The following is a 16260-nucleotide window of genomic DNA, read 5'->3' on the forward strand; positions in this document are numbered from 1 at the left end:
TGGACGTGGGAATTGCGTTCATCAATCGGCCTATAACCGCATGCCCCGGCAAAACAAAGTGCCACGACACGGGGGGTTACAAATTATGTCCCGCCCGGCATGTCCCCCCGCAGCACCGCATGCATATGCGCCACACAGGCCGCATGGGCCGGGTTACAGCCATTTTCCAGCCACCACCGCCGCACCTGCGCCAGCACCTGCCCCATCGCGGCACCCGGCGCGCAGCCCGCCGCGATCAGGTCCCGTCCGGTCAGGGGAAAGACCGGCCGCGCGGTTGCCACCAGCCGGGCGCGCAGCCCGTCCCATGCAGGGTCCGGCCCGCAGCCCTCCGCTGCCTGCGCCAGCCATGCACGCCACAGCAGGTCACGTGCCGGATGGTCCGCCAGCAGGCGCGCGATCGCGGCGGCATCCATGTCGGGCCGGGGCGCGGGTGCCATGCGGGCCTGCGCCAGCGCCGCCCCATCGGCACGGGAAAGCCGGAGATGGCGCGCCACCGCCTGCACGTCTTCCCCCGCCAGCAGGGCGGCAAGCCGCAGCACCGCTTCCGCCGGTGCGCCACAGGCCAGCAGCCGCCCCAGCAGCCCGATATCCCATGGTGGCGGCAGCACGTGTGCCAGTACGCCGCACGCCGCCATGCGTTCCAGCGTGACGATGACATGCGGGCCGACAAGGATGCGCCGCAGTTCGGACCAGACCCGCTCGACCGAAAGGCGGTCGATCATGCCTGCCAGCGCCGTGATGGCGTCCATCGCCTGCGCATCCGGCGCGCCATGGCCATAACGGGCCTGAAAACGGAAGAAGCGCAGGATGCGCAGCGCATCTTCGGTAATACGCCTGCGGGCCTGCCCCACGAAACGGACGCGGCCCGCCGCAAGATCGGCCTGCCCGCCAAAATAGTCATGCACCACGCCCGCGCTGTCACAGGACATGGCGTTGATGGTGAAGTCACGCCTTGCCGCGTCCTCGCGCCAGTCATGGGTCCAGGCGACGGTGGCGTGGCGGCCATCGGTCTCCTCATCACGCCGCAGGGTCGTGATCTCGAAGGGGCGGCCATCAAGCACCGCCGTGACCGTGCCGTGCGACAGGCCGGTGGGCACCACCTTCACGCCAGCGTCCTTCAGCCGCGCCATCACCACATCGGGGGCGTGGGGGGTGGCAAGGTCGATGTCGGACACCGCGCGCCCGCACAGCAGGTCACGCACGGCGCCGCCCACCAGCCGGGCATCGGGCAGGATGGCCCATAACCGCCCGATCTGGTCCAGCACCGCGGGCATGTCGCGACGCAGGCATTCAAGCGGGGTGGCGGTGCTCAGGGGCATGCGTCATCAGGCATGTGGGACAGGGGGAAGAAGACATTCCGGCTCCACACCCCCAGGCAGGGTACCCCATGACAGTGCCCTGCCACCGCAAGGGCGGCGAGTTCGTAATAGACCGAGCGCGAGATGCGGGCCTCGATGGGCAGGGCGCCATCGCCATCACGCACATGCAGGTAGGGTACGGGCCCGGTGCCACAGCTTTCGCACGGGACATCCCACGCGCAGCGAATCGGGTGCTCCGGTCCGGCGCAGATCACCTCGTCCACATTGGTGCGGAAGGAGAGCACCTGCCCGTGCCCGCAACCATGCCATTCCAGTTCGGTTACGACAAAGGGGGCGTCCTCCACCTCGATCGTACCCTGCTCGACCGGGGTCTGCAGCCGGTAGCCGCCCTGCGCGTCGCGCCGCAGGGTGGAGGCGAACAGGCAGACCATCGGCTTGCGGCGTATGGGGGAGCCACGGTACAGCCATGTCCCGTCCCGCCTGATCAGGAACGGCAGTGCGCCGCATGTGCCCGTCTGCCCCGCTGAGGGGGACGGCGTGGCCTTTCCCGTCTCGAAATCGTCCATCAATTACGTTAACCCGACACTATGGAAGCTGCTGGACTTGATATAGGGATCAACACCGGCTTGATGAAACCCCCGGACCTGTCAGACTGTTGGAATGATGACCATGGATGATACCCCACCCCTCCATGCGGCGCCGCAGGCGGGCATGACATCCCCTCCGGCCCTGACCGGCGAGCAGATCGCGGCGCAGGCCGGGAGCATGGGCAGCCGCCTGCGCGCCGTACGCGCGGAAATCGGCCATGTCATACTGGGGCAGGACCGGGTGGTGGAACTGGCGCTGACCACCATCCTGGCGGGCGGGCATGCCCTGCTGGTCGGTGCGCCGGGGCTGGGCAAGACCCTGCTGGTCACAACGCTGGGTCACGTGATGGGCATGGATGCGCGCCGCGTGCAGTTCACGCCCGACCTCATGCCGTCGGACATACTGGGCAGCGAGATACTGGACGAGGATGAAAGCGGGCGCCGCAGCTTCCGCTTCGTGGCAGGGCCGGTCTTCTGCCAGCTGCTGATGGCCGACGAGATCAACCGCGCCAGCCCCCGCACCCAGTCCGCGCTCCTGCAGGCCATGCAGGAGCGCGAGGTGGCGATTGCGGGCAGCAACCACCAGTTGCCCCGCCCCTTCCATGTGCTGGCCACCCAGAACCCGATCGAGCAGGAAGGCACCTACCCCCTGCCCGAAGCCCAGCTTGACCGCTTCATGATGCAGGTGATGCTGGATTTCCCGACCGCCGATGCCGAACGCGCCATGCTGCTGGCCACAACCGGCACCGCCACCGCCACCGCCAGCCCGGTCATGACCGCGGCCGAGGTGGTGCAGGCGCAGGCGCTTGTCCGCGCCCTGCCGGTAGGCGAGCAGGTGGTGGAGGCCATCGTGCGCCTTGTACGCTCCGCCCGGCCCGAGACCACCGACGACCCGACCGTGCGCGAGGCCGTGACCTGGGGCCCCGGCCCGCGTGCCGCGCAGGCGCTCATGCTGGCGACGCGGGCGCGCGCACTGCTTGATGGCCGTCTTTCCCCCGGTATCGAGGATGTGCGGGCACTGGCCCGTCCCGTCCTGGCGCACCGCATGGCGCTGTCCTTTACCGCGCGGGCGGAAAACATGCGCCTGCCCGCGCTGATCGATACGCTGGCCGGACGGATCGGCTGACATTGCCCCTGTCCTTTTTCCCACGCCTGGCCAGCCGCTTCCGGCAGGCGGCACGGCCTGCCGCCCCGGCGACGGGCGGCACGGCCGGCACGGGCCTGCCGCACAATGCGGTGTCCGCCACGGCGCTGGCCGATGCACTGGCCAGTCGCGTGCCCGCCCTGATCGTGGCGGCGCGGCGGATCGCGCAGAATGTGGGACAGGGCACCCATCCCCGCCGCAGGGCGGGCCAGGGAGACGAGTTCTGGCAGTATCGCCAGGCCGTGCCGGGTGAGTCCGCGACCAGTATCGACTGGCGGCAGTCCGCACGCGGGGATCGGACCTTCGTGCGCGAACGTGAAGCCCAGACCCCCCATACGATATGCATATGGTGCGATAACAGCGCATCCATGCGGTGGCGGTCCGGTGACGGGCTGCCGCTCAAGGCGGAACGCGCCTTCCTGCTGGCGCTGGCCAGTGCCGCCATGCTGCTGGGCCAGGGGGAACAGGTGCGGCTGCTGAGCGTCGATGGCGCGCCACCGCTTCGCCTCCACGGCCACCGGGCGCTGGAACAGATGGCGCAGGCGCTGCTGGCCGCCCTGCGTGCCGCACCGGACGCGCCGGACCTGCCGCCACCTGCCAGCCTCCCGCCCCGCAGCCGTGTCCTGCTGTTCGGGGACGGGCTGTATCCGGCGCAGAAGCTGGCCGCCTTCCTGCGCGCGGCGGTTGCGCGGCAGGTCACCTGTACACTGGTGCAGGTCACGGATCCGGCGGAAGCGCACCTCCCCTATGAGGGGCATACCCGCTTTACCGGGCTGGAGGATGATACGGTCCTGCAACTCGATGCCAGCGCCGACCTGCGCCACGCCTATGCCACGCTATGGGCACGCCATCAGGATGCACTGCGCACCCTGTGCCAGGCGGGGGGCAGCCCCATGGTATCCCACATGACCGACCAGCTACCGGAAAAGGCACTTCTGGCGCTGCACGCGCTGCCCGGCATGGGGGGCAGGCCATGATCCTTCTCGCGCCATGGATGCTGCTGGGCCTGCTGGCCCTGCCGGTGGTGTGGTGGCTGCTGCACGCGCTGCCCCCCGCCCCGCGCCCGCAATCCTTTCCGCCCGCCCGCCTGCTGCGTGCGCTCAGCGCCGCGCCGCCGGATGCGACTTCCGCGCCGCCCTGGCGTCTGCTGCTGCGCTGCCTGGCGGTCACGCTGCTGGTTCTCGGTCTGGCGCAGCCGGTCTTCCCGCGCGGGCAGGCAGGCATGGACGATGCCGACTGCCTGATCGTGGTGGATAATGGCTGGGCGGCGGCGGCCACCTGGGCGCCACGCATCCACGCACTGGACGGCATGCTCGACCATCTGTCCCGCACCGGGCACAGCGCGCGCATCCTGCTGACCGCGCGTGAGGACGCGCTGGCTCCCGTCACCGTCCAGCCTGCACGGCAGGCGCAGGTCCTGCGCGGCATGATCGGCCCGCTCCTGCCACGCGCATGGCCGGTGGACCGCGCCGCCGCGACCCGGGCGCTTGCCCAGCTTGCGCGACAGGGCTGGCATGGGCCGGTCATCTATGTATCGGACGGGCTGGCCACCGCTGACGATGCCGGTTTTGCCGCAGCCCTGGCCGCCATCGGTCCGGTACGGGACATGCAGCTGCCGGATTCGGACATTACCCTGCTTGGCCCATCGGCCAATGCCGGCAACGGCCTTGCCACCCGCGTCCATGCAGTGCCACGCGCCCATCCGCGCACATGGCAGCTGCGCCTTGAAACCGCGACCGGGGGCACCCTTGGCCTGCTGCCCGTCACGCTCCCGGCGGGGCAGGAGCATGCGGATGTCACACCCGAACTGCCCGCCGAACTGCGCAACAAGGTCGATCACCTGTCGCTTGATGCAATGACGGGGCCAGCCAGCCTGCGCCTGCTTGACGAGCGTGAACGCCAGCGCCCGGTGGGGCTGATCGCCAGTGCATCCTCCGACACGCCGCTCATGGGCAGCCTGTTCTACCTGCGTCGCGCGCTCCAGCCCGTGGCCGAACTGCGTGAGGGCGATCTGGATGCGCTGCTGGCGCGCCCGCTTTCGGTCATCATCGCCCCCGATGGCACGCTGGGCAGCCCGGACAGCCGCCGCAAGGTGGAGGCATGGGTCCGCGGTGGGGGCACACTCATCCGCTTTGCCGGGCCCCTGCTCATCCAGGGACCGGACGCGCCGGGACAGGACCGGACACATGCCGATACGCTTCTGCCCGTGCCGCTCATGGGCGGGGAACAGGTGCTGGGGGGGACCATGTCATGGAGCAGGCCGGAACATCTGGCGCCCTTCCCCGCCTCGTCCCCCTTCCATGATCTTGACATCCCGGCGGATGTCACGGTCTCGCGACAGGTGCTGGCACAGCCTTCCACCGATCTGGACAGCCATAGCTGGGCGCGGCTGACCGATGGCACGCCACTGGTCACGCATACGGCACTCGGGGCCGGGCAGGTCGTGCTGTTCCATGTGACCAGCACGGCGGAGTGGTCGAACCTGCCGCTGTCGGGCCTGTTCGTCGGCATGCTGGAGCACCTGATCGACCAGGCATCGGGCATCGAGACCCCGGCTGGCACGACCATGCTGGCCCCCTACATGGTGCTGGATGGCGATGGGGCACTGGTGTCCCCGCCTGCGGGCGCGCAGGCGCTGCGGGCGGATGCGTTTGGCCAGACCATCCCTTCCCCCGCGCATCCGCCGGGACTTTACGGGCCGCGCAACAGCCGCCGCGCGCTCAATCCGGGCGACGGCACGCCCGCCCTTGCGGCGCAGGGCCCGATCGGCACGGTGTCCGACCTGCGCGGGCAGGTGGCGGACATGACCATCGGCCCGCTGCTGCTGGTGCTGGCCGCACTGCTGCTGCTGGCCGATGGCGCGCTCAGCGTGGTCCAGCGCGGGCGCCGGTGGGGGCGCGGGCTGGCCGTGGCGCTGGTGCTGGCCTGCCCGCTTGCCGCCCGTGCCGATGACATCCCGCCCGATGTGCCCCGGGCCGCGCTGGAAACCCGGCTGGCCTATATCATGACCGGCCACGACGGGACCGACAGCGTATCGCGCGAGGGGCTGCAGGGCCTGTCCGATTACGTCAATGCGCGAACATCCGCCGTGCTGGGCCACCCCGATGGCGTGGTGCCCGAGCGCGATGACCTGTCCTACTATCCGCTCATCTACTGGCCGGTCACGGCCGATGCCGCCACATCCCCCGCGCGCACGGCGGCGCTGAACACCTACATGCGCCACGGCGGCATCCTGCTGATCGATGCGCAGGGCCAGGACCCGGCCACCGCGCCGGACAACGCCAGCGGCTACACCGGCTCGGCCCCCGGCACGGCGGCGGCGCTGCGGCGGATGACGGCGGGGCTGGACATCCCGCCGCTGACCCGGCTCGACAACCGCCATGTGCTGGCCCACACCTTCTACCTGCTGCACAACTTTCCCGGCCGTTACGACGGCATGCCGGTCTGGGTGGCGCAGGAAGGCGACAGCACGAATGACGGTGTCAGCCCCGTCATCATCGGCAGCAATGACTGGGCGCATGCATGGGCGGTGGATGACAGCGGCAATACACCCTATGCCCCCGTACCCGACGGGGCCGACCAGCGCGTGCTGGCCTACCGCTTTGGCGTCAATGCCGTGATCTATGCGCTGACGGGCAATTACAAGGCGGATCAGGTGCATGTGCCCGCCCTGCTCAAGCGGCTGGGAGAGTAATCGCCATGCCCGACCTGTCACGTCACATGATGGCATTCAGCCCCCTTGTGCCGGCGTGGTGCCTTTACGCACTGGCCGCGGCCATGGGCGTGCTGGCGGTCCTGGGGCTTGCGCGCCGGGTGCGCGGCAGCGTGTGGCGGCTGCTGGCCGGGCTTGGCATCCTTGCCTGGCTGGCCAGCCCGCAGCGCATTACCGAAACATGGCACCCCCTGCCCGAGACCGCGCTGATCGTGGTGGACCAGTCGGCCTCCATGTCCGAACGCAACCGCGCCGACATGGCCCGCAATGCCGCCGAGCGCGTACAGGCGGCCATGAGCCGGGTACCGGGGCTGGTGCCGCGCATTGTCACGCTGCGTGAGGCCCGGCATGGGGGCACAAGGCTGTTTGGCGCGCTGCAGCAGGCGGCGGCGGACATCCCGCCCTCCCGCCTTGCCGGTGCCGTGCTGGTGACCGATGGCGAGGACCATGACGTACCGGCCAGCGTGCCGGACATGCTCAACCCCGATGACGGACATGGCCAGCGCACGCTGCTGCCGCTTCATGTGCTGCTGAGCGCAAGGGGAGAGGAAACCGACCGCCACCTGCGCGTGCTCCAGGCCCCGCCCTTCGCCATTGTGGGCAAGGACGTGACCATACAGGTGGAGATTGACGACCTGGGCGCGCGCACAGCCCCCGGCGCGACCACCGAACTTACGCTGACACAGGGCGACGGCACGACCTTCTCGCGCCCTGTCCGGATCGGCCAGCCGCAGGACATCACCCTGCCCGTCACCCATCCGGGCGAGATGCTGGTGGGCCTGTCCGCCCCGGAGCTGCCCGGGGAGGTGTCGACGCGCAACAACCATGATGTGATCCGCATCAATGGCGTGCGCGACCGGCTGCGCGTGCTGCTGGTGTCGGGCACGCCCAACCAGGGCGAGCGGGTATGGCGCAGGCTGCTCAAGGCCGACCCGTCGGTCGATCTGGTGCACTTCACCATCCTGCGCCCGCCCGACCGGGATGATGGCACGCCGCTGTCGGACCTCGCGCTCATCGCCTTTCCTGTCAATGAACTGTTCCAGCAGAAGATCGGCCAGTTTGACCTGATCATCCTGGACGGGTTTGAAAACCGCGGCATCCTGCCCGAAGCCTATCTGCGCAACATCGTCAACCACATCCGCGCGGGTGGCGGGCTGCTGCTGATTGGCGGTCCGGAATTCCTGACGCCAGGTTCCCTGCAGGATACGGCGCTGTCGGATATCCTGCCCGCCCACGTCACCACGACCGACGGCATGGCCATACGCCGCTTCCGTCCCGACCTGACAGAGACGGGGATGCGCCACCCCGTGACATCCGGCCTGCCCGGCGCGCCCGATCATGCGGGGGCACAACCCGGCTGGGGGCCATGGTACCGCAGCCTGCGCACGGACAGCGCACAGGGCGAAGTGCTGATGACCGGGCCGGACAGGCAGCCCCTGCTGGTGCTGGACCACGCGCAGAAGGGTCGGGTGGCCTTCCTGCTGTCGGATCAGGCATGGCTGTGGTCACATGGCGAAGGCGGTGGCGGGCCGCAGTCTGAACTGCTGCGGCGCATCTCGCACTGGCTGATGAAGGAACCGGAACTGGAGGAAAACCAGCTGGAAGCCGGAATTGCGGCGGGACAGATGACCATTACCCGCCGGTCGGTCGCATCCGGGCCGCCGCCGGTGGTGCATGTAAGCGCACCCGATGGCACGAACCAGCAGGTCACGCTGGAACCGGCGGGCAATACCGGACTTGCCCGCGCGCGTATCCCGGCACGGCTGGAAGGCATCTGGACCGTGCGTGACGACGCGGGGCATGAAGCCTTTGCCGCCCCGCGGATGGAAGACCCGCTTGAGTTTTCCGACCTGCGGGCCACGGCGTCGGTGCTGTCGCCCATGGTGGCGGCAACCGGGGGGGCCGTGCACTGGCTGGGCGATGACCCGCGCAACCCGTCGCTGCCTGATATTGTCATGGCAGGCGGGCACGATGCGTCCTCCGCCAGCCGGTTTGCCTTCCCGCCGCGCAACGCGCACAGCGTGGCGGGCCAGCAGGCGCATGCGCTGCTGCCGGCATGGGCCATGGGGCTGTTCGTGGCGGGGATGCTGCTCATGGCATGGTGGCGGGAAAGCCGGTCATGACGGAAAGATGATTAAATATCGCATCCGCCGCAATTTTGCGCTAATCACCAACACTGGCTGGTGCCACGTGGCGGATTTTCGCCACGGGCCGAACGTTCACTCTCGGGACAGGACATGATTTCCAGATCCGGCACATATCTTCTTGTCACCGCCCTGTTCGCGGGCCTTGCGGCCCCGTGCGTGCCCATCCACATGGCGCATGCGCAGGATGCCGATGAGGCGGAAGCCGAATCCGAAGCCGCCGAGGCCGCGAAGAAAGCCGAGGCACGCCGCGCCGCAAAGGCAGCCGCCCCGCCTGCCGCCCTGCCGGGCGCTGAATCGCGGGAAGAAGAACACGGCCATGCCAGCGCGGACATGAACCCGACCGATGCGCTGTTCGACGCCATCAATCGCGGCAGCCTGGGTGCGGCAAAGGAAGCGCTGAACCGGGGTGCGGACATGACTGGCCATAACGTGCTGGGCCAGACGCCGCTGGACATGGCCATCGACCTCAACCGCAACGACATCACCTTCCTGCTGCTGTCCATGCGTACCTTCTCGGATTCGGACCCGCATTTCTCCTCCACCAGCCTGGCGGAGGGTGCGGATGATACACCCCCGCTGACCATGCCCCGCCATGCCACCACCGCATCCAGCATCGACAGGCGTTATGATGCGTCGGGCGGCCATGCCGAGCCATCCGTCGGCTTCCTTGGCTTCGGCGGCAGCTAGAGCCATTCCACTGAACTCCGGCTCAGTGGAATGGCTCTAACTCATTGTTTATCGAGCATCTTTACCAGTTCCAGGCCGCGCCCGTCAGGCCCCGGGGCCGGTGTTCAGGCCGGCCTCGATCGACCTGATTTCATGCACGATCTCATCGGGCGTGCGCGTAGCGCGCGCACGGGTATGGGTAAGCAGGATGAACTCCACCGTCATGGGCCGTTCGGAATAACGCTGGCGGCTGACACGGTAGCGCTTGTAGCCCCGTGTAAAGACCGCCACCCGTCCCCGATCACAATTGGCCCGCACCATGTCGGCCAGGGGAATGAAGCCATCCGTGCTGTAGCTGGTGGCGATCCAGCACGTATCCAGCGCGGATAGCAGCTGCCGGTAGGCCGACAGCGCCCGGCTGCGGTGGTTGTAGGCGCTGCGCCGCGTAATGCGCCAGTCCTGCCTTATGGCAGCCTTGTCCCGCCCCGTGATCTTGGGCGCGAGACGGGGCTGGTCCCACAGGGTAATGGTGTTGAGGACATGGTAGTTCGCGCCATAGGGATGCTGGTTGTATGGCGGATCGACATAGGCGATCGCCCCCTCCCCTATCCGGCCCGCCAGGTCTGTGGCCAGATCCTGCGCATCCATGCGCAGGACCATGTTGTCCCGTCCGTTATCCATGAAGCAGGCGGGGCGCAGTTGCAGATCGGCCGCGATACGGTAAAGGGCCGTGCCGGTCCGGCCGCCCCAGCCACGATGAAATCCCTTGAACAGCCCGCTGGTATTGCTGTTGTAGCTGGCGCTGTACAACAGGGGTGCCAGCAGGCATGCCCTCTGCCCCGGCTCCAGCAGGCCATCACGGTCCCATCGGGCGATCCGTTCGCGTATGGCGTCGATGCGCATGCCGTTCTTGCGCATATAGAACATCCGGTCCCGCGTGGTGTCGTAGCGCACGTCATCATCGGGGCAGAGATGGCGGGTGATCCAGCCTTCCAGCGGTGGCAGGGCGTTCAGTTCGGCCATGACCTGCGCGTAGCTGCGACCATCATGGAAACCGGGTGCGGCCTGCATGCCGACATGGCACAGGTTGAGCACTTCGCTATAGGGCTCCCAGTCATTGGCCATTACGCGAAAGCCCAGTCGCTTCGCCAGCCGGGAGACCACGCCGGTCCCGGCAAACAGGTCCACGAAATCCGTGCGGGCCGGGTCCGCCCCCGTGGCGGCAATGGCCTGCGCGACCAGGCCCAGCAGCTTGCGCTTGTTGCCGATATAGGGGATCAGCTGGCTGAACAGGTATTCATCCGTCAGCACGGCGGAATGACGGGCGGCATTCCATTCCATCGCGGGCAGGTCGTGCGGCCCGGCATGATCCGGACGGCGGTTCATGCCCCCATTCTCCCGGCTCCCCCGCTCATGCGCCCCTCCGCCGCTTCAGGAGGCGACGGCTGCCTGCTCCGCCCGGATGTCACCACGCAGCACATCAAGCTGCACGAGTTCGCCCTCACGTTCGAAATACCAGAACGTCCAGCCATTGCATGATGGCGCATTGGTCAGTTGCGCGCCAATCTTGTGAATGGAACCACGATGCCGCCCGCTGACCAGCGTGCCATCGGGCGAGACCGTGGCGCGCACACGCTTCTGCCGGTCCATCAGCACGGTGCCCGCGGGCACCATGCCGCGCTCCACCAGCAGGCCAAAGGGCACGCGCGGGCTTTCACGCCGGGCGGGCGTGGTCAGCACGCTGTCCAGCGGCACGGGTTTTTCCCGCCGCGCGCGGCCGATCGCGGCCTCCGCATAATCGGGATGGCGTTCGATGCCGATAAAGCGGCGGCGCAGCCTGCGGGCCATGGCGGTGGTGGTGCCGGTACCGGTAAAGGGGTCCAGCACCACGTCATCCACATTGGTCGAGGCCACCAGCACGCGATGCAGCAGGCTTTCGGGCTTCTGGGTGGGATGCAGCTTCAGGCCATGTTCGTTACGCAGCCGTTCGCCGCCGGTGCATAGCGGCAGGTACCAGTCCGACCGCATCTGCACGTCATCATTCAGCGCCTTCATGGCCTGGTAGTTGAAGCGGTAGCGGCTGTCCGGCCCGCGCGCGGCCCAGATCAGGGTTTCATGCGCGTTGGTAAAGCGGCGGCCACGGAAGTTGGGCATGGGATTGGACTTGCGCCAGATTACGTCATTCAGGATCCAGAACCCCAGATCCTGCAGGATCGCACCGATGCGGAAGATGTTATGGTAGGACCCGATCACCCATATGGTGCCGTCCTTGCGCAGCACGCGCCGCGCTTCGGTCAGCCACGCACGGGTAAAGGCATCATAGGCCTGCAGGTCGGTGAATTTGTCCCAGTCGTCATCCACCCCGTCGACAATGCTGTCATCGGGACGGCGGAGTTCCCCCTTCAACTGAAGGTTGTAGGGCGGGTCCGCGAACACGCAGTCGATCGAAGACGCGGGCAGGGTCTTCATCATCTCGACACAGTCGCCCCGCAGCACCTGGTCCAGGGGCAATTCCATCATAACTGCACCGCTCATGAATTGTTCAGCATGATGGCTGCTCCGCGCTCTGGGGGGAAGAAGGGGAAACGGAGGCCTGCAGGATACGGCGCACCGTACCGAAGGCCGCACGGTGATGCGGGCTGGCACCCTGCGCCATGAGGCCGGAACGATGGATGGCGGTGCCGTAGCCCGCGTTACGCTCCCACCCGTAGCCGGGCCATCGCCGCGCAAGGCGGGTCATGAGCCGGTCCCGGATGACCTTGGCAACGACAGACGCCGCCGAGATGGACAGGCTGATGCCGTCACCGCCCACGACGCATTGCGCCGGACACCCGAAATCGGGCGCGGCGTTTCCATCAACCAGGACAAATTCGGGCGGGCGGGGCAGACGCCCCACCGCGCGCTGCATGGCAAGCCATGAGGCGCGCAGGATGTTGTATTGCCCGATTTCCGCCACCGAGGCAGCCCCCACCCCGATCAGGACACCGGGGCTGGCCAGCAGCACATCATAAAGCTGTTCCCTGACGACGGGCTTCAGCTTTTTTGAATCATCGAGCCTGTCGGCCAGCACGCCGGGCACGCTGCCGGGGAACATGACCGCCGCCGCGACGACCGGCCCGGCCAGCGGGCCGCGGCCGACTTCGTCAACACCGGCGACCAGCCCCCCCCGTGCATGCTCAAGCGCGTAATCTGGCATCCATTCCTTCCTGGCCGGATGCGAACCGGACCGTCATGGCCCGATTCGCATCAGATTTCCGTTCTGGAAGGATGGAAACCATTTTTATGCAGGGTTGCGCAAGATGCTGTGGACTCATCGAGTCCCTTAAAATGAAAAAAAACGACTCGAGGCCGTATCAGCCCTTGCGGCGGGGAATGAAAAGCAGCCCCATGATCGTGCCCAGCACGCCCGCAATCGCCAGCGAGAACAGCGGGCGCTCACGCACGAAGGTCACCGCACGCTCGACCTTGCCTTCGCCTTCTTCGTACAGATCGGCGAATTCCTGCCGCGCCATGCCCGAAAGCTGGTCCATCTTGCCTTCGGCCTGCATCCCCATGTCACCCGTCAGGCCACCTGCCGCGTCCTTTACCCGGCCAACGCCCTGATCCAGGACACCCTCGACCTTTTCACCAAATGCCTTTTCCTTGTCGTCCGCCATGATTTTCACTCCGTTAATAGCTGGATATCGCTGTTGTGTAGCGTGGACCCCTAACGCCACGATGGCATGCAGGGTTCCGTACCCGCTATACCATGCCTGATCATGCCATCATTGACGACCGTCGCCCCCGCACTGCCTGATCCCGCTCCCGGCATGCCGCCCCTGCCCCCGTCGCGCAAAAGGCTCATGGCGCTGATCGTGGCCAGCCTCATGCTCATGGAACAGCTTGACGGCACGGCGCTGACCACGGCGCTTCCCGCCATCGCGCAGGATTTCCGGGTCGGCATTCCCGCAACCTCCATCACGCTTACGGTGTACATGCTGGGGCTGGCGGCGCTGATCCCGGCATCCGGGCATATGGCCGAACGCTTTGGCAGCCGGCATACCCTGCGCTGCGCCATCATGCTGTTCCTGTGCGGCTCACTTGCATGCGGGTGGGCGCACAGCCTGCCCGTGCTGGCCATGGCAAGGCTGGTACAGGGGGCCGGGGGGGCCATGATGGTGCCGGTCGGGCGGCTGGTGATCCTGCGCAACGTGGCCAAGGCGGAACTGCTGTCCGTCATGGCATGGGTCATGCTGCCCGCCACCATCGGCCCCATGGCCGGCCCTGTCCTGGGGGGCGTACTGACATCGTGGCTGTCGTGGCGATGGATCTTCTACATCAACATCCCGCTCGGGCTGCTGGCCATCGTGCTGGCGGGCCGGTTCATCCCCCAGCGCAGGACCGCCAGCCCGCCCCCGTTTGACCTGTGGGGCAACATCCTGTCCGCCACGGCGCTGGGGGGGCTGATCTTCGGCATGGAACTGGTGGCGCATGACGGTTCCGCCCGCCTGGGCGGCATGGGGCTGCTGGCGATGGCCCCCGTTGCCGCCATGTCCTATATCCGTCATGCGCGCAGGGTGGTGCACCCGGTTCTCGACCTGTCGCTGCTGCGCATTCCCACGTTCCGCGTTTCCGTTCTGGCCGGGGGGCTTACGCGCATCGCCACGGCGGGGGTCATCTTTCTTCTCCCCTCGCTGCTGCAGACCCGTCTTGGCGCCAGCGCGGCACAGAGCGGCCTGATCACCTTCATCGCGCCGGTGGGGGCGCTGGCCATGCGGCTGGTGGTCTCGCATGTATACCGGGGGCTGGGTTTCCGTGGTGTCATGTGCGCGGCAAGTCTCGTGCTGCCGGGCATGTGCGCCCTGCTGGCACTGCTGCGCCCGGACATGGCGCCGGGCTGGCTCCTGCTGCTGCTTGGCCTTAACGGCATGGGGCAGACGCTATTGTTCACCGGCTACAACACCATTGCCTATGCCGACATGCCACCCGCGCGGATGAGTGCGGCGACCAGCCTGTACGCCACCTGCCAGCAGACCATGCTGACACTGGGCATATGCATGGCGGCCGGCATCCTGGCCATGGCGCAGGGGCTGCTGCCCGCGCCGTGGCGCGCGCATGACTACAGCCTGGCCTTTGTCCTGTGCGGGCTGGTGGCGGCTGGTGCGCTGCCGGTGCTGCTTCGCCTGTCACGTGATGCGGGGGCAAGCGTAAGCGGGCATGGAGCGGGCGAAAATGAAAAAAAACCGTAATGAAACATTTGTCCATTTCCCCCTTCCGCCCCGCCATGACGGTGTTACATTCGTTCACTAGGCTATTTGACAGGCTTTTCAATATGGTGCGGGAGCAGCCGTTCCGCAGTGGTCCGTGACACCGAACGGTCCCTTCACAACGGGCAACGCCCCAACAGCAGGCAGAAAACCGACCGCATGGATACTCCCCCCTCCCCGTCACGCAACCCGGCCCCCGGCACCGCCGCGCCACGCCCACGTCCGAGCCGGCGCGCACTTTATCTGGCCGGCGGGGCGCTGGCGGTCATTCTGGGGGTGGCCTTCCTGCGCCCGCACGGGGGCAGCGGCACCCACAAGCACGCTGCCAGCGGCAACCAGCCCGTGGCGGTCGCCACCATCGGCCGGGGCGACATGCCCGTGGTGCTGACGGAACTGGGCACGGTCGTGCCGATCACCAATGTCACGGTGCAGTCGCGCATTGATGGCTATCTCATGCAGGTGCTGTTTACCGAGGGGCAGCATGTGCACAAGGGTGACCTGCTGGCGCTGATCGACACCCGCCCCTATGACGTGCTTCTGGCCCAGTACGAAGGCCAGCTGGCGCAGGACGTGGCCCAGCTGCGGGCGGCACAGGTGGACAACGCGCGCTACCAGCGCCTGATCCAGCAGAACAGCGTTGCCGCCATGACCGCCAAAGACCAGCAGTACAAGGTCGAGCAGCTGGAAGGCACGGTCAAGGCCGACCAGGCGCTGGTCGACAACGAGAAGCTGCAGATCACCTACTGCCACATCCTGGCCCCGGTGGACGGACGCGTGGGCATCCGCGCGGTGGACATGGGCAACTACATCACCGCAGGCCAGACCAGCGGGCTGGTGACCCTGACGCAGATGCAGCCCATCTCCGTCATCTTCACCCTGCCTGAAAATGACATCGGCCCCGTGGCCGACCGCCTGCGCCAGGGCACGCCGCTGGCGGTGGAGGCGTGGGACAGCGCCAATCTCAACAGGATCGCAACCGGCCAGGCCAGCGTGCTGGACAGCCAGATCGACACCTCCACCGGCACGGTGCGCATGCGTGCCATCTTCGCCAATGCGCAGGAGGAGCTGTTCCCCAACCAGTTCGTCAACGCCCGCATGCTGGTCAGCACCGACCATGATGCGCTGCTGGTACCCACCAATGCGCTGCAGACCGGGCCGAACGGCCAGTTCGTGTATGTGGTGAAGGCTGATGACACGGTGGAGGTCCGCAACGTCAAGACCGGCCATGCCAACAACACCATGACCGTACTGACCGATGGCGTGAAGGAAGGCGAACGCGTGGTGACCGATGGCGTGGACCATCTCCGCGACGGCGTGAAGGTCACCATTCCCGCCGCGACCGGCGCCACCGATGCCGCCCCCGACACCGCCCACGGCACGTCCGGACAGAAAGGCTAGGCGTGCGCCCCCCCACGTCCATCCCCCTGCCTGAATGCCTG

Annotated in this window: 13 protein-coding genes; 7 read left to right on the plus strand and 6 right to left on the minus strand. The window is 67.5% G+C overall.

The annotated features are described in order from the left end of the window. Positions 1-83: 83 nt before the first annotated feature. Together LDL32_RS06745 and LDL32_RS06750 are read right to left on the minus strand one after the other, a co-directional pair. A complete protein-coding gene (locus tag LDL32_RS06745) occupies positions 84-1319 on the minus strand; it encodes a CCA tRNA nucleotidyltransferase (RefSeq protein WP_370636653.1) in 1236 nt (411 codons plus the stop codon). Beyond that, positions 1310-1885 (minus strand): DUF1285 domain-containing protein, encoded by a 576-nt coding sequence (locus LDL32_RS06750; protein WP_233065441.1) that lies wholly within the window; start codon positions 1883-1885, stop codon positions 1310-1312. Before LDL32_RS06750 ends, LDL32_RS06745 begins: the two co-directional genes overlap by 10 nt. A gap of 94 nt (positions 1886-1979) precedes the next feature. Here LDL32_RS06750 and LDL32_RS06755 point away from each other — a divergent pair, with 94 nt between their 5' ends. From LDL32_RS06755 to LDL32_RS06775, 5 genes are all read left to right on the plus strand, one after another. After that, entirely contained in the window at positions 1980-3032 is a 1053-nt protein-coding gene (locus tag LDL32_RS06755; protein ID WP_233065442.1) for a MoxR family ATPase, read from the plus strand. A gap of 2 nt (positions 3033-3034) precedes the next feature. Then, positions 3035-4027, plus strand: coding sequence for a DUF58 domain-containing protein (locus tag LDL32_RS06760; protein ID WP_233065444.1), 993 nt, complete (start codon positions 3035-3037; stop codon positions 4025-4027). After that, positions 4024-6744, plus strand: coding sequence for a DUF4159 domain-containing protein (locus LDL32_RS06765; RefSeq protein WP_233065446.1), 2721 nt, complete (start codon positions 4024-4026; stop codon positions 6742-6744). Before LDL32_RS06760 ends, LDL32_RS06765 begins: the two co-directional genes overlap by 4 nt. 5 nt (positions 6745-6749) lie before the next feature. Then, entirely contained in the window at positions 6750-8885 is a 2136-nt protein-coding gene (locus tag LDL32_RS06770) for a VWA domain-containing protein (protein ID WP_233065448.1), read from the plus strand. Positions 8886-8999: 114 nt separating this feature from the next. Next, complete coding sequence (locus LDL32_RS06775; protein WP_233065449.1) at positions 9000-9596, plus strand: ankyrin repeat domain-containing protein; 597 nt, start codon at positions 9000-9002, stop codon at positions 9594-9596. 84 nt (positions 9597-9680) lie between these two features. Here LDL32_RS06775 and LDL32_RS06780 read toward each other — a convergent pair whose 3' ends face one another. The 4 genes from LDL32_RS06780 to LDL32_RS06795 all read right to left on the minus strand — a co-directional run bounded on the left by LDL32_RS06780 (position 9681) and on the right by LDL32_RS06795 (position 13231). Further along, positions 9681-10961: a DNA adenine methylase gene (locus LDL32_RS06780; protein ID WP_233065451.1), complete on the minus strand. Its 1281-nt coding sequence runs from the start codon at positions 10959-10961 to the stop codon at positions 9681-9683. Between the two features lie 45 nt (positions 10962-11006). Beyond that, positions 11007-12110, minus strand: coding sequence for a site-specific DNA-methyltransferase (locus tag LDL32_RS06785; protein WP_233065453.1), 1104 nt, complete (start codon positions 12108-12110; stop codon positions 11007-11009). 7 nt (positions 12111-12117) lie between these two features. Continuing rightward, positions 12118-12771 (minus strand): ribonuclease HII, encoded by a 654-nt coding sequence (locus LDL32_RS06790; RefSeq protein ID WP_233065456.1) that lies wholly within the window; start codon positions 12769-12771, stop codon positions 12118-12120. Positions 12772-12928: 157 nt separating this feature from the next. Continuing rightward, positions 12929-13231 carry a CsbD family protein gene (locus tag LDL32_RS06795; RefSeq protein WP_233065459.1) on the minus strand — a complete coding sequence of 101 codons (303 nt, stop codon included), beginning with the start codon at positions 13229-13231 and terminating at the stop codon, positions 12929-12931. Positions 13232-13417: 186 nt separating this feature from the next. On the opposite strand from LDL32_RS06795, the gene LDL32_RS06800 reads away from it, so the two are divergent. After that, positions 13418-14803, plus strand: coding sequence for an MFS transporter (locus tag LDL32_RS06800; RefSeq protein ID WP_233068750.1), 1386 nt, complete (start codon positions 13418-13420; stop codon positions 14801-14803). 177 nt (positions 14804-14980) lie between these two features. Next, the gene (locus LDL32_RS06805) at positions 14981-16219 is read left to right on the plus strand and encodes an efflux RND transporter periplasmic adaptor subunit (protein WP_233065462.1); all 1239 of its coding nucleotides are present in this window, start codon (positions 14981-14983) and stop codon (positions 16217-16219) included. The last annotated feature ends 41 nt before the right edge of the window (positions 16220-16260 follow it).

Source organism: Komagataeibacter sp. FNDCF1 (assembly GCF_021295335.1).
Taxonomy (GTDB): domain Bacteria; phylum Pseudomonadota; class Alphaproteobacteria; order Acetobacterales; family Acetobacteraceae; genus Komagataeibacter.

What these genes read in the sequence shown, in the direction of transcription:
- LDL32_RS06800 (WP_233068750.1), top strand. Translation starts at nt 13,418, where the DNA reads ATGGCGCTGATCGTGGCCAGCCTCATGCTCATGGAACAGCTTGACGGC.
- LDL32_RS06790 (WP_233065456.1), bottom strand. Translation starts at nt 12,771, where the DNA reads ATGCCAGATTACGCGCTTGAGCATGCACGGGGGGGGCTGGTCGCCGGT.
- LDL32_RS06745 (WP_370636653.1), bottom strand. Translation starts at nt 1,319, where the DNA reads ATGCCCCTGAGCACCGCCACCCCGCTTGAATGCCTGCGTCGCGACATG.
- LDL32_RS06770 (WP_233065448.1), top strand. Translation starts at nt 6,750, where the DNA reads ATGCCCGACCTGTCACGTCACATGATGGCATTCAGCCCCCTTGTGCCG.
- LDL32_RS06795 (WP_233065459.1), bottom strand. Translation starts at nt 13,231, where the DNA reads ATGGCGGACGACAAGGAAAAGGCATTTGGTGAAAAGGTCGAGGGTGTC.
- LDL32_RS06755 (WP_233065442.1), top strand. Translation starts at nt 1,980, where the DNA reads ATGATGACCATGGATGATACCCCACCCCTCCATGCGGCGCCGCAGGCG.
- LDL32_RS06765 (WP_233065446.1), top strand. Translation starts at nt 4,024, where the DNA reads ATGATCCTTCTCGCGCCATGGATGCTGCTGGGCCTGCTGGCCCTGCCG.
- LDL32_RS06805 (WP_233065462.1), top strand. Translation starts at nt 14,981, where the DNA reads ATGGATACTCCCCCCTCCCCGTCACGCAACCCGGCCCCCGGCACCGCC.
- LDL32_RS06785 (WP_233065453.1), bottom strand. Translation starts at nt 12,110, where the DNA reads ATGAGCGGTGCAGTTATGATGGAATTGCCCCTGGACCAGGTGCTGCGG.
- LDL32_RS06775 (WP_233065449.1), top strand. Translation starts at nt 9,000, where the DNA reads ATGATTTCCAGATCCGGCACATATCTTCTTGTCACCGCCCTGTTCGCG.
- LDL32_RS06780 (WP_233065451.1), bottom strand. Translation starts at nt 10,961, where the DNA reads ATGAACCGCCGTCCGGATCATGCCGGGCCGCACGACCTGCCCGCGATG.
- LDL32_RS06750 (WP_233065441.1), bottom strand. Translation starts at nt 1,885, where the DNA reads ATGGACGATTTCGAGACGGGAAAGGCCACGCCGTCCCCCTCAGCGGGG.